The organism is Leptonema illini DSM 21528, from assembly GCF_000243335.1.
Taxonomy (GTDB): Bacteria; Spirochaetota; Leptospiria; order Leptospirales; family Leptonemataceae; genus Leptonema; species Leptonema illini.
Genome location: NZ_JH597773.1, coordinates 3,228,793 through 3,241,348, shown reverse-complemented (window position 1 = coordinate 3,241,348; position 12,556 = coordinate 3,228,793). Strand labels below are relative to the sequence as shown.

The following is a 12,556-nucleotide window of genomic DNA, read 5'->3' as shown; positions in this document are numbered from 1 at the left end:
ATTCTGGCGAGGCGTGCAGTCGGTTCATGCCTACTATCAGCCCGTACTTTCGCTTGCAGACGGTCGCACTGTCGGTCATGAAGTGCTCGGACGACAGTGGATGAATGATCGCCTGCTCAGTCTCGGCGCGTTCTTCGCAAGTCGCGAGATACCGACGGAGCAGAAGCTTGAAGTGGATCGTCGACTGCGGCGCGAGGCTCTGGATAAGGCCGTGCATGAGAATTACGGCGGCCTGCTCTTTCTTAATATCAAACCTGAATGGATACTCAATTTCCCCGAGGGGCGGTATCCGACGATAATGTTCGTCGAAGAAGCGGGCCTGAATCCCGCTCAGATCGTGATCGAGATCACCGAAGACCTGTTCGCCGGCGAGATCCGCGATCTCTATCGCAAGATACGGCTGTATCGCGATGCCGGCTTCAAGATCGCCATCGACGACTTTCAGTTTCATCATGTCGATCGTCTGCTCGAGCTTCGCCCCGACATCGTCAAGGTCGACCGTGCCCTGGTCGCCGATCTGTCGTTGAAGCATGATACCGGGCACTTCATTGAATACATATCCAGCTTTGCCGCCGACTCGGGCATCACCGTGCTCTTTGAAGGCGTTGAAACCGAAACCGAGCTTGAGGCGGCTTACAGGGCCGGCGCCGAGCTGGTGCAGGGTTTCCTTTTCTCTCAGGCAACCGAGCAATTTCTTGCCGATGACCCTGCATTTGCGGCGCGTATGCTGCCCGCGCGCAAGGCCGTCTTTGAATCGCTGTGCGAAAGGCTTCTTTTTTCTATTGAGATGGAAAAGCGGATGGATGCTCTTCTTGAGTCGCTGCTATCACGCGTCCCGCTTGCGACAGAGTCAGATGCCGACAGGCTCGACCTTTTTTTGCGCTCGCTTTTCACCGAGTTACCCGTCGATTGTTTTCGCCTGTATGTATGCGATGCGGCAGGAGTGCAGTTATCCTCCAATGTCGAGGTGAACGAAGCGGGCATTCGCCTGAGACCTGAGTTTCGCGGAAGAAACTGGAGCTTTCGCCCGTACTTTCTCGAGAACATGCTGCGTATGATCGAGTACGGACGCGGAATTATATCACGTCCGTATATAGATCAGGGAAGTCGTCAGAAGATCCGCACCTTCACAAGACCGCTGGACTCCCGCCGCTTTATCTTCGTCGACTTTCATGTCGGTGCGATTCGATAAGGCCCGTCCTCCGTTCAGGAGCGGGCCCTTCTGTTATCGCAATGGTGTGAGATCAGATCTGCTCTGGATACGCCTCGTTTCCGTGTTCGAGCAGATCGAGGCCTTCGATCTCCTCTTCCATCGTTACCCGAAGCCCGATCGTAATCTTCAGAAGAAAGAACAGCAGGAGGCCGGTTCCAAAAGCCCACAGGAAGGCAAGGCCGACACCGAGAGCCTGCACGCCGAGCAATTTGAATCCACCGCCGTAGAAAAGCCCGGCCGCTCCCGAACCATGCGAGGGATCGGCCAGCAGTCCGACGGCAAACGTTCCAAGGGCGCCGCACACCCCGTGCACCGAGACGGCGCCGACCGGATCATCGACGCGGATGGCATCGAAGAAAACCACCGCGATTACGACGACAACACCGGCGACAAATCCGAGCAGCGTCGCTCCTTCAAGGTTAAGATTCGCGCAACCGGCCGTGATGGCCACAAGGCCTGCAAGCACGCCGTTCAAGATCATCGTTGCATCGGGGCGCTTGAAGATGAGCCAGCTTGTGAGCATCGCTCCAATAGCACCTGCTGCGGCGGCGAACTGCGTCGTCATGGCGATGATGGCGAAGTTGCCTCCGTCGACGACAAGGGTAGAGCCGGGGTTAAACCCGAACCAGCCGATCCATAGAATAAACACGCCCAGCGTCGACACGGTCAGGTTATGTCCGAAGATGGGCTGAATGGTGCCGTCTTCAAGATAGCGACCGAGGCGGGGGCCGAGAACGATCGTGCCGGCAAGGGCGATCCATCCTCCGATGGAGTGCACGACGGTGGAGCCGGCAAAGTCGATGAAGCCGAGATTGGCGAGAAAGCTGACGTTATCTGTAAGGAAAAGGTTACCCCAGGCAAGGCTTCCAAAGACAGGATAGATCAACGCCGAAACGAGAAAGGAATATACGAGATAGGACGGGAATTTTGTGCGCTCGGCCATAGCTCCCGATACGATGGTCGCCGCCGTTGCACAGAATACCGATTGAAAGAAGAAGAATGTGAAGGCGCCCGCATCGGGCTTGCCATCCGCATAGAGATACTGCGAAATCCATTTGATCTGACCGACGCCGAACCCTTCAAGCATGGGAAGCCCGAACATAAGCGTGAAGCCGATCAGGTAAAATCCGAAAAGACCGAGGCAGGCATCCATCAGGTTTTTCATGAGGATGTTCACCGTATTCTTTGAGCGAGTGAATCCAGCCTCAACGAGAGCAAACCCCGCCTGCATGAAGAATACGAGAAAACTGGCGATCATCGTCCAGAGCCAGTTCGTTTCCTGTCTCAGAACGGCCACGGGATCGGGAGCTTCCTGAGCGAAAAGTGAGAGCGGGATAAAAGCGACGGCCACCGTGAGGACGATGCGGGCGACGCGCATAAGAGGATTGGCGTTTACCGGGCGAATCATGACAGGCTCCTTTTCTTTTCAATGCGTTTGATTAATTGTAGAACACGTTCATCGCGCAGGCCTTCTCGGGCCGCCTGATTGAGAACAAGCAAAGCGTCATCCGATCGTTCTTCTTTCAGGTAGCTTTTCACCATGCACATGAGCGAAGGCAGATGTACGGGATCGACCGCAAGTGCCCAGCGAAAGTACTTGCGCGCTTCTTTGAGTCGGTCCTGATGCTTGATGGCCGATCCGACGAGATAGATGACTTCGGGATTCACGCTTCCGCTCGTTTCGAGATACTGCTTCAGCACGGCCTCAGATCTCTGGTAGTCCTGTAGTTTATACAGGAGCCGCCCCATATAGAGCAGGTTCGCAAGCAGCGACGGCTCGGCATGATGTATCTGCTCGCAGAGTTCGAGCTTCTCTTCAAGCGTCGTCGCCTTGCGAGCCTTTGCGTACTGCGCTCGCGAACGAGAAAGAAGAGGCGAGATTTGAAGCATAATCATGCTCAGGTCGTCGCCCGTCGGAGCGCCGTCCCGATACTGTTCGTATCGCGAGAGGAAGGATAACCCAAGCTCTTCGGCCTCGACGATGCCTTTTCGGTTCATCAACCGGTTGCGTTCTTCGAGAATCCATGAAAGCACTCTCTTCGTCGTCGCCTCTTCGCCGCCGGCGTTCTTCTGCTCCTGAAAGCCGTCGCTCAGAAGAAAGACAAGATCGCCTTCGTCAAGCTGCCCCGACGTCATGCGATAGTCTTCTTTGCGAACGTCGGCGATACCGAGCGGAAGGCCCGGAGCGTCGATCAGTTCGCATTTTTCGCTATCGCTTCTGAGGATGACCGGTCGCACATGGCCGCCGTTCACGAAGCCGTAGCTGTTGTCTTCGTAGATTCGAAATATCTGCGCGGTAAAGTAAACACCATCGGGCAGGTTCGGTCGGATGCTGCGATTCAACTCTTCAAACAGCTCTGGAAGAGCATTCGTCTTTTCCATCAATACTTCAAGGTGGTGATGGATAATCATCGTCACCATCGCCGCGGCGACGCCGTGTCCGGCGACGTCGGCAAGGAAGAGCGTAACGCTGTTTTCGTCACGAAAGACTCTGAAATAGTCGCCGCTGACTTCAGTCATAGGAGCGTAATGGAAAAAGAACCGAATCCCGTTCCAGGGATCAAGTCGTTTGGGAATAATCTGGTTCTGCACGTTGCGGCCCATACGCAGGTCGAATTCGATGCGCTGGTTAGCCAGGTAAAGCCCCTCAAGCAGCCTTACCTCGTTCAGGGCCAGACCGAGTTGCGAGGATAACGCTTCGAGGATCTCCAGGTCGTCCTCTCGATAAAAATAAGAGATCGACTTCTCGACGGATAACGTTCCCATCACCATCGCCTTGTAAAGTATGGGAACGCATACGACGGATCGCGTCTGCTCGCCTTCGTCGAGCAACTCCATGTGTTTGGTAAGATCGGCGACGAGATGCGGCTCGCCTTTTTTATAGACGGTTCCCGAGAATCCTTCGCCGGATCTCAGGTCACGCGCAGGCGGGTCCATGGGGCGCAGCGAGCGGATGATTTTCAGTTTATTCTCGTTCTCGTTCCAGAGACGCAGATGGATGTTATCGGCCTCAAAGATCTCTTCGCAGAGGCTGAGCACCCGTTCGAAGAGGTCTTCCTGTTTGTTTACGCTGGCGAGCTCGCGGGCGATGTAGATCAGGATGTCGATCTTGTTCTTAGAGGTAAGACCTCCGACCACCATCTGTGAGCCGCGGTAGTTGACGACTTTGCGCTTTCCGAATTTTACCCCGATCATGGGAGTAGAGATGCAATATTGATGCCATTACTTGCACAGAAAAGCGTTCGCTCGGGTGTCTATTAATTGGAAGAGATGTTGTTTTTCTGAGCACTTTCGCCAGGGGGAGCCGGATTGGCTTAGAATGCTTAAGAATCGGGCGATCCGTCATTGGCGCGACTCGACTGGCGGATGGGCCGACCCTTCAGTTCAAGCTGCAACGACAACCGGTGTCCGGACAGCATGCGCCGGAACCTTCTCAGATGCGGAACGATCTTTACGACGATGCGGCGATTGATAGAACCGGTAATGCCCGGCGCTTCTGGCTTCCAGCGATGCCTTCGGTCCTCATCGTTGCTGGCATAGAAATATCGGTTCGCCCTCTCGCAGAGCAACATCAGCACCTGTGTCCGAGTGGGCTCGGGAGTATCGGTCTCGATGGTAAGTCTCATCTCGCTCCACTCGAAATAGGAGGAAGGCCCGAGGGCATTCCAGTGCGAGAGCAGTGTAGGAAAGCGGGAGACACGCAGTCGCCAGATCCCATAGCGGATGGCCTCGATCAGAAAAAGGGCCGGAACGGCCAGAAGCGATACCAGTATGTATGCATTGCTCGCCAGATCGGGAATCGCAAGGACCGTAATATAAAGCGTCGGAAGAAAGAGCAGTGCCATCCAGCGGACGACCTCATAGTTCAGGATCTCTATATCGGCCGTCATGAACTGCCACAGGCGAGTGGCGCCGCTAAAGCGGCCTGCATTACGCAGGAATCGTAGAACCATGCGATGTCGTCTTCGAAAGGCTCTTTCGGCGTTCTGGTTTCGGCTGCCCTCTCTGTCGAGCATGGCTCGATACTGCCTGTCGATTCTTTTCTTACCGTCCATGTCTCGCGCCGCCTTTGCTTCTTTCAGGAACGCAATCGGAAGAGTCCAATCTCTTTCATAAGGCGGCTTCCCTGATCGCGCAGCTGTTCGGCAAAGCGATCGATCTCATCGGTTGTTGTCGCGAGATCCGTGCTGCCTTCGCTCAGCTGCTCCACGCCTTTTGCAAACTCCCGGATCGTCCGAGCTTGTTCGGATGTAAGATCACGCACCTGATCGGCCAGGGTAATGATACCCGCAAACTGTTCGGCGACCTTCTCGCTGACGATCTGCTGGCTGTCGGCCGTCGTCGCCAGTCGGTCCGATTCTGCCGTCGATGTGACGACAAGCCTGCTGATGGACTCGAACGATGACTGTCCTTTTTCGTTCGCTGATCGGCTGCTGGCCGAGGCCTCAACGGCTCTGCTGATCAGCTCAACGATCGCTCGTGCATTATCCTGTGTACGGGTGCCGAGAGTATTGATCTCTCGTGCGACGACGGCAAAACCTTTTCCCGCTTCGCCGGCGCGTGCCGCCTCTATCGATGCATTCAGAGAAAGAAGGTTCAACTGTTCCGTGATTTCCTGAATCAGATCGGCCGTATCCTGGATGTCGATCGTCGTCGATTCGGCGGCAAGGATGCTATTCTGCACCTCTTTCATAGTGGCCGCCCCCTGTTTGATCTCTGTATGCATCTCGTCAGAGGAGCGTTTCACTTTTTCAGAGACCGAGTGGATCTCACGGATCTTCTCGTTCAGCGCATGCAGCATCTTCGCCGAATGATCGGCATGTTCTTTCTGTCTTTCGGCGATTTCAGAGGCGCCGGCGATCGAAGCCGAAATCTCTTCAATGGAAGCGCTCATCTGTTCGGCCAGAGCGGCCTGCTCGACCATGCCAGCCTGTAACGAAGCCGTGCGATGCTTCAGGTCGAGCGACTCTTTTTCCATGGATTGCGCTTCGCTCCGGATGGAATGCATCATCTGGTTTAACCGATCAATGAGAGCATTGACGCGAAAACTCAGAATTCCCGATTCGTCGGTGGAGGCGAGCGGCAGCAACTGAGTCAGATTGCCTTCTCCCAGGTCGTGCAACACGTCACCGAGGCGGCGGATGTTCTGACTGAGAGAAGATGCGATGAAGTAGGCGTTCACGAATATAATTACGACGGCGAAGATAAAGATCAATAAAAGGAAGATTTCAAGGGATTCGGTTTGCAGTTTATTCCGGTAAATACTGAAGAGGATGCTGCCCGTCATGATCAGCGAAAGCCAGGAGATACTGAAAAGCGAAAGAAAGATGCGCCCGAACAACCCAATACGTCGAATTCGGGCCGGACCGAGCGTGATGCGCGTCACTTCGGGGTCTGTGAACAGAGGCGAAAGGAAGTGTTCGGCAAAATAATACTGGCTGATCCAGTTCATCGGAATAACCATCAAAAGAGCGACGGCAAAATAGAGCGCCTGAGTAAGCGGCCCCGGATTCAGAATCTGATTCACGGCCGCTGCGACGGCGACGCCAGTCGTCCATTGAAGAATTACGATGAACGCATAACGGCGCGGCAGATCGAGCAGGCTACGTCGGAACCGCTCGCGGTCTTCCTGCGGCCTTTCATTAAAAGGGGTACTCCCGACGTAGAAGTAGTCGAGCAATCTTTTTAATTGTATGATGCGATACGCTGGAAAAAGAAACGAGAACAGAACGGCAACAAGGACGGCCTGAAGAAAACGCAGTATTTGCTCTCCGGCGTAATTCAGATGAATGATAAGAAAGAGAGCGGCAAGAGGAACGGTAAGCAGGTAGGTCATCAGCTCCAGCTTGGCGATGACGGAGAAAGGGCGAACTCGACCGGGCATAGGCTGAAAAGCTGCTGAGTCTTGCTCCTGTCGACGATATTTATTGCTTTTGATAGCGACAGCAATAGAGGGGAACGTGAACGTTTGTCTGGAGTCCGGCCAGGGATTTTATCTGGCCGAATTCCAGAAGCGACATCTCAGGGACCGATTTTTTCGGTAATCTCTGCAATTCGTTTGTTTGCAAGGGCCCGCCATTCTACGATCTCGTTCGGATGGCGTTCTTCATACCGGGCTTTGAGCACGATCATTTGAAGTACCAGACGTTCAGAGGCAAGCGCTCCTTTTTCGCCGACAATGGCCGGATGATCCGTTCGAAGAACGATGACGGGCATGGTGCCTTTCTTTCCTCTAAGATTCATCGAACCGACGATGGCTTGCTGAATTGCCATCGGTGTCGTTTTGAGTTGCTTCGCAACCTCGGCAAGGGCCGTTTCTTTTTTCTCTTCGGGAATCAATAGCAGCCTGCCAAAGTACACAATCTGCCCGGCAGGGACTTCGAAGTAGTTCTTTCCTGGATCATCGATGGAAACGATGAATTCACTCCAGGATGTGTAGACCGTATTTCCCATCGTCGTACTGGTTCCGGAATTCCGCGAGAAGATGTAATTAATATGGTACGATCCGGCGGGAATGTTTTCCACAACGGCAAAGTTTTCGAGTACAGAATCCTCGTACTCTGCTTTAAACGTACTCTCAAAAACCATCCCATTCTTCTGCTTCAGCTTGATAAGCTGAAGGGTGTGCGGAACGTTGATCTCAAAAATTGCCATCGATAGCGAAGGATCTTTCTGCGGTTTGATTTCATAGAAACTGACGCAGTTTGTTAGCAAGACAAAAAGCGCTGTCAGCGGTACTGTCGATCGTCTGAACATCATAGGTTCCTGTTTTATTGTTTTTCTGTAAGAGATTTCTTACCCGTGTTGAAAAGCAACTGAATTGATGTGAGTTGAGAGGATTTGCCGCCGTTTTAAAAATCCAGCTTTCTACTTGCCAGCCAGCTTCTGCGCTGTAGCCATGCTTTTTATGAAGAAAGCTCTGATCCTTGCTCTATTCGTTACCGTCTCTGCCTGCGCCTCGCCGGACGGCCAGACAGAGATGGCTGAGCCTCCCATGGACGGCACGATCTGGATGCTCAAGCATATCGGAAATACGGAGATTGCGAATTCGCCTACCCAGCCCTTCATCAAATTCGATAACGGCACCTTTCAGGGATTCGGCGGATGCAATCAGTTTAACGGCGGCTACAGCAAGGAAAAGGACCGCATTCGGGTCAAGCAGATCACGGCAACGAAGATGTACTGTGAAGCGATCGACACCGAACAGCGTTTCCTGTCGAATCTACAGAGAGGAACGAGGATTCAGATCCTCACCGACAAGCTGCTCGTAGCGGAGGGCGAAAAGCCGCTGCTTCTCTTTAAAGCGAAGAAGCTCTGATCGGCCCTCTTGTCTGTCCTCTGAGCGCAAGGATGATGCGAGATTCAGAGATTCAGAGATTCAGAGATGCAGAGCCCTGAAATGGGTTCTGATTCAGCTATACCGTAGTCCCGCCGCAGCTTGAGCCGGCGCCGGCCGTGCATCCCCAGCAATGATCGTCGACGACGATCGGCCGGCTTGCAAGAGCGGCGTCGAAATCGCGTATGTGTCTCGCGAACCCCTCTGCAGTCGGCAGTTCGAGCATCTGGTTGAAATCGCAGTCATACAGCTGGCCGTCATAGCCGACCGATACCAGGCTGCGGCACATGACTCCGTTTACGGCTGCCGGGTTAAATGCGGTGATCAGGCGCTCCATGTACTCTTCGGTCTTCCCGCTTTTTTCAAGAGATTCCAGATACCGGGCGATGGGCATGTTTGTAATCGTGAAAAGGCTGTTAAAGCGGATGCCGAAATCGTCGTGAAGGCGCTTTCGGAATTCCTGCTCCAGGCCGCTCTGTGAGCCAGGCAGCATGATTCCCGTTGGGTTATACACAAGGTTGAGCATGAGGCCGGTGCCGGGCTTGGCATAACCGATGTCGTTGAGGTTACGAATCGCCTCGATGGATCGGTCGAATACTCCCTCTCCGCGCTGCGAATCTGTGCGGCTGCGGTTATAGAACGGAAGCGACGAGACGACCTCGACTCCATGTCTTGCGAAAAAGGCGGGCATCTCGACGTAGCGCGGCACGGTCAGCACGGTGAGGTTGGATCGCACCATGATATGCGTTCCGAGGGCGGAGAGCGATGCGACGAAGTACTCAAAATGTGGATTGAGTTCGGGCGCCCCTCCGGTGATATCGACGGTGCGGATGTGATGTCGCTTCACGACGTCGATGCACGTATCGAACGTTTCGCGGCTCATCTGCTCGCGACGATCGGGCCCGGCATCGACGTGGCAGTGGCGGCACGTCTGGTTGCATAGCTTGCCGACATTCACCTGCAACGTATCGACGCCCGTCGCTCGAAGCGGATAAAAATGCTGTTCGGATAACTTTTCTCTAAACGAAGCCCACTCCCGTCCGCGAAAGATGTCGCGCAATCGTGCAAGCTGCACGGCTGGGTCTGCAAGCGGGCTGCGGCGCTCTTGTAAGGTCGTCATACTTCGAGTTCGCCGGCACGGTTCATCATCTGCACGCCGTGCACGAGGCTTGCCCCTCCGCGGATGGCTGCCGTAACGTGCAGCGCTTCCATCATCTGCTCTTCTGTCGCACCCTGTTCCAGAGATTCCGTCGTGTAGGCGTCGATACAGTACGGACACTGGATGGCATGAGCGACGGCGAGGGCGATCAGGGATTTCTCGCGTTTGCTGAGCGCTCCTTCTTCGAATACGTGACCGTAGTAGTCGAAGAACTTTTTGCCGAGCTTTTCGTTCCAGCGAGAGATCTCGCCGAATTTTTTCAGATCAGAGGAGTGATAGTAATGGTCCATTGTTTCTCTTTCGCAGTGTAGTCCTGACAGTTACCGCACATCGCCGTCCCGTCTATCGCGCAAGGCTGCGAAAGGCGTCGGTGGCGTCGACAAGCGCCGAAAGGATGCCGGGCTCTCCCGCCGCATGGCCGGCGTCGGCAATGATCTTCAGCTCGGCCTCGGGCCAGACGGTATGCAGGTCAAAGGCGTTCTTCACAGGGCATACGATGTCGTAGCGGCCGTGTATGATGATGCCCGGGATGTGTCGTATCTTTTCGACCTGATCGAGAAGCCATCCATCCGACTCAAAGAAGGCCTGGTTAACAAAGTAATGGTTTTCGATGCGCGCAAGGCTGACGGCGATATGATCGAATTCGTCCAATGTTTCGGCGTCGGGAATGAGTTTCAGCGCCGATCCCTCCCACAGGCTCCAGGCCTTTGCCGCTTCAAGGCGGACGTTCTCGTCAGGATCGATGAGTCGCGCATGAAAGGCATGTAACAGATCATCACGTTCTTCTTCGGGAATGGGAGCGACATATTTCGCATAGGCGTCGGGAAAAAGAAAATGCGCCCCGTATTGATAGAACCATCGAATCTCTTCTTCGCGGCAGAGAAAGATCCCACGCAGGATCAGGCCCTGCACCTGCGTCGGATGCTTGATGGCATAGGCAAGCGCAAGCGTCGATCCCCAGGAGCCGCCGAATACGATCCAGCGGTCGATCTTCAGCTCAAGGCGCAGCCGCTCTATGTCTTCGACTAAATCCCAGGTCGTGTTCTCGCGCAGCTCGGCGAAGGGCGTGCTTTTGCCCGATCCGCGCTGGTCGAAAAGCACGATGCGGTAATGCGCCGGATCAAAATAGCGACGGTGCTTTTCTGTGATTCCGCCGCCCGGACCGCCGTGCAGAAAGAGCACGGGCGCTCCGTCGGCATTACCGCATTGTTCGTAATAGAGTTCGTGAAGGTCTGATACTTTCAGACGGCCTGTGTGAAAGGGCTCGATTTCAGGATAAAGCTCGCGCATATCATAGACATGCGCGAGACCGTGCCAGTGCAAGCGATTTCAGACGATTTCAAACACGGGGATCGTAGTCTCCGAAATTCCACAGATGGCCTTCGAGATCAAGGCAAGAGAACATCGTTCCATACGGCTCCTTGCTGAGCGGCATCACGATGCGCGCCCCGAGACGCTGCACATGGTCGTGCAGTGCGGGCACATCGGGCACGATGATGTAGGCGCTCTGCGTTACCTGGCCGCCCGTTTGATCGGGCATGGTTTGCAGCTTGCCGAAGGCATCGTCGCGGGCCGCTCCGAGCATGATCATATCGGCGCCCTTCTTGAGCTCGGCATGTACGATCGAGCCGCTTTCGTCGGCATGAGCGGCATGCCTTTCAAAGCCGAAGGCCTTTTCCAGCCAGTCGATGGCCTTGCCGACGTCTCGGTAACGGAGTGTTGGCATGATGCGTGATCCCTGTTCATTGTTCGTAGGATTCATAGTCTTCCCCTAATTTTAGAATCGGTCTGGAATGGCCGATCGCCGTCCATTCTGGTTCCGGTCGTCGTAGTTGGTGGAATCAGTATGTAAGAGAATTCTGGCTCTGTATTGGAACGGATTTACCTGCAGCGGTCGGATGCATGCCCCGGAGAGCCGGAAATCGGCAAATCGGCCCCGTATTACGTCACGTCGGAACTCCGACGGCTAAAAAGCCGGCACAAGAGAGGCGGGCGTCAGGCCGGTGATGTCCTTCACCTCGTTATTCATATGCGCCTGATCGTAGTAGCCGAGAGACTGCGCAAGATCGGCCAGGCTGGCCGGCCGGTCGGATCTCAGAGACTGCAGAAGCCTCTCAAAGCGGGCAATGCGTCGCAGCTGTGTCGGCGTCACGCCCGTCGTGCGTTTGAAAAGGGAGATCAGGTGCTTCTGGCTGAAGCCCAGATCTTCGGCCATCTCACGGGTCTGCCAGCGTCGGCCCGATTCGATCTCATGCAGATATGCAGGAAAGGCGGAAAGCGGCCCCTGTGTGAGAATGCGCCGGCGCAGAACGTCCGTTACAAGAGCAAAGCGATCGGACCAGGTCGGGCAATTGCCGAGCCTCTCGTTCAGGTGCCGCAGATCGTTTTTATCGAAAAGATCGACGAACGAAACGACCCTGCCGCTGATCTCTGACATGGGAATGCCGAAGAAACGAAAGGCGCCGATCGGACTCAGGTTAACCTGGAATCCGCACAGATATCCGTGATGCTCGGTTAACGAATAGACGTCATGCAATCCGGCGACAAAGCCTCCGCTGTAAGTGGAGAAACGGCTGTCGCTGCCATACTCATAGACGCGCAGCGGAGGGGAGAATTCGAAGATCAGCACAACCTGCACGCCCGGATATTCCCGTCGCTGCAGCGGCGCCTCCGTGCGTTCTTCATAGCCGCACCAGCTTCGCACAAAGGGCTGCAGATCTGCCGGAATGGGATGCATCCAGCACGAGAGATCGCCGTACTTCAGGCGTGTCAGCATGGCCATAGAAAAGCGGCGATTGCCGTAAGCGTCAAGTGAACTGCCCCATGAAAAGCGCTTGCTGCTCTGAGC

The 12,556-nt window shown here is 54.8% G+C and carries 12 protein-coding genes; 2 read left to right on the top strand and 10 right to left on the bottom strand.

What is annotated here, in order from left to right:
* Window positions 1-13: 13 nt before the first annotated feature.
* Entirely contained in the window at window positions 14-1,192 is a 1,179-nt protein-coding gene (locus LEPIL_RS14810) for an EAL domain-containing protein (protein ID WP_002773638.1), read from the top strand.
* 52 nt (window positions 1,193-1,244) lie between these two features.
* Here LEPIL_RS14810 and LEPIL_RS14805 read toward each other — a convergent pair whose 3' ends face one another.
* The 5 genes from LEPIL_RS14805 to LEPIL_RS14785 form a co-directional block, all read right to left on the bottom strand.
* Window positions 1,245-2,621: an ammonium transporter gene (locus tag LEPIL_RS14805; protein WP_002773636.1), complete on the bottom strand. Its 1,377-nt coding sequence runs from the start codon at window positions 2,619-2,621 to the stop codon at window positions 1,245-1,247.
* Window positions 2,618-4,408, bottom strand: a complete 1,791-nt coding sequence (locus LEPIL_RS14800; protein WP_002773634.1) for a SpoIIE family protein phosphatase — start codon at window positions 4,406-4,408, stop codon at window positions 2,618-2,620. Before LEPIL_RS14800 ends, LEPIL_RS14805 begins: the two co-directional genes overlap by 4 nt.
* Window positions 4,409-4,536: 128 nt before the next feature.
* Complete coding sequence (locus LEPIL_RS14795) at window positions 4,537-5,268, bottom strand: hypothetical protein (protein WP_002773632.1); 732 nt, start codon at window positions 5,266-5,268, stop codon at window positions 4,537-4,539.
* Between the two features lie 23 nt (window positions 5,269-5,291).
* Window positions 5,292-7,097 (bottom strand): methyl-accepting chemotaxis protein, encoded by a 1,806-nt coding sequence (locus LEPIL_RS14790; protein WP_002773630.1) that lies wholly within the window; start codon window positions 7,095-7,097, stop codon window positions 5,292-5,294.
* A 137-nt stretch (window positions 7,098-7,234) separates the two neighbouring features.
* Entirely contained in the window at window positions 7,235-7,972 is a 738-nt protein-coding gene (locus tag LEPIL_RS14785) for a hypothetical protein (RefSeq protein ID WP_078123354.1), read from the bottom strand.
* Between the two features lie 148 nt (window positions 7,973-8,120).
* On the opposite strand from LEPIL_RS14785, the gene LEPIL_RS22340 reads away from it, so the two are divergent.
* On the top strand, window positions 8,121-8,531 hold the full coding sequence (locus LEPIL_RS22340) for an META domain-containing protein (RefSeq protein WP_157135090.1): 411 nt from the start codon (window positions 8,121-8,123) through the stop codon (window positions 8,529-8,531).
* Between the two features lie 97 nt (window positions 8,532-8,628).
* On the opposite strand, the gene arsS is transcribed toward LEPIL_RS22340, so the two are convergent.
* The 5 genes from arsS to LEPIL_RS14755 form a co-directional block, all read right to left on the bottom strand.
* Window positions 8,629-9,669, bottom strand: coding sequence for an arsenosugar biosynthesis radical SAM (seleno)protein ArsS (gene arsS / locus LEPIL_RS14775; RefSeq protein ID WP_002773625.1), 1,041 nt, complete (start codon window positions 9,667-9,669; stop codon window positions 8,629-8,631).
* The gene (locus LEPIL_RS14770) at window positions 9,666-9,998 is read right to left on the bottom strand and encodes an arsenosugar biosynthesis-associated peroxidase-like protein (protein WP_002773624.1); all 333 of its coding nucleotides are present in this window, start codon (window positions 9,996-9,998) and stop codon (window positions 9,666-9,668) included. The genes arsS and LEPIL_RS14770 overlap by 4 nt, the downstream gene beginning before the upstream one ends.
* A gap of 52 nt (window positions 9,999-10,050) precedes the next feature.
* Window positions 10,051-10,998, bottom strand: a complete 948-nt coding sequence (pip, locus tag LEPIL_RS14765) for a prolyl aminopeptidase (protein WP_002773623.1) — start codon at window positions 10,996-10,998, stop codon at window positions 10,051-10,053.
* Between the two features lie 49 nt (window positions 10,999-11,047).
* Window positions 11,048-11,470: a VOC family protein gene (locus tag LEPIL_RS14760; protein ID WP_002773617.1), complete on the bottom strand. Its 423-nt coding sequence runs from the start codon at window positions 11,468-11,470 to the stop codon at window positions 11,048-11,050.
* Window positions 11,471-11,674: 204 nt separating this feature from the next.
* Window positions 11,675-12,490: a helix-turn-helix domain-containing protein gene (locus tag LEPIL_RS14755; RefSeq protein ID WP_002773615.1), complete on the bottom strand. Its 816-nt coding sequence runs from the start codon at window positions 12,488-12,490 to the stop codon at window positions 11,675-11,677.
* Window positions 12,491-12,556: the final 66 nt, after the last annotated feature.

Bases quoted from the DNA above. Each gene is read 5' to 3' on its own strand.
- LEPIL_RS14790 (WP_002773630.1), bottom strand. From the start codon at position 7,097: ATGCCCGGTCGAGTTCGCCCTTTCTCCGTCATCGCCAAGCTGGAGCTG.
- LEPIL_RS14800 (WP_002773634.1), bottom strand. From the start codon at position 4,408: ATGATCGGGGTAAAATTCGGAAAGCGCAAAGTCGTCAACTACCGCGGC.
- LEPIL_RS14795 (WP_002773632.1), bottom strand. From the start codon at position 5,268: ATGGACGGTAAGAAAAGAATCGACAGGCAGTATCGAGCCATGCTCGAC.
- LEPIL_RS14785 (WP_078123354.1), bottom strand. From the start codon at position 7,972: ATGATGTTCAGACGATCGACAGTACCGCTGACAGCGCTTTTTGTCTTG.
- LEPIL_RS14755 (WP_002773615.1), bottom strand. From the start codon at position 12,490: ATGGCCATGCTGACACGCCTGAAGTACGGCGATCTCTCGTGCTGGATG.
- LEPIL_RS14805 (WP_002773636.1), bottom strand. From the start codon at position 2,621: ATGATTCGCCCGGTAAACGCCAATCCTCTTATGCGCGTCGCCCGCATC.
- LEPIL_RS14760 (WP_002773617.1), bottom strand. From the start codon at position 11,470: ATGAATCCTACGAACAATGAACAGGGATCACGCATCATGCCAACACTC.
- LEPIL_RS22340 (WP_157135090.1), top strand. From the start codon at position 8,121: ATGAAGAAAGCTCTGATCCTTGCTCTATTCGTTACCGTCTCTGCCTGC.
- pip (WP_002773623.1), bottom strand. From the start codon at position 10,998: ATGCGCGAGCTTTATCCTGAAATCGAGCCCTTTCACACAGGCCGTCTG.
- arsS (WP_002773625.1), bottom strand. From the start codon at position 9,669: ATGACGACCTTACAAGAGCGCCGCAGCCCGCTTGCAGACCCAGCCGTG.
- LEPIL_RS14770 (WP_002773624.1), bottom strand. From the start codon at position 9,998: ATGGACCATTACTATCACTCCTCTGATCTGAAAAAATTCGGCGAGATC.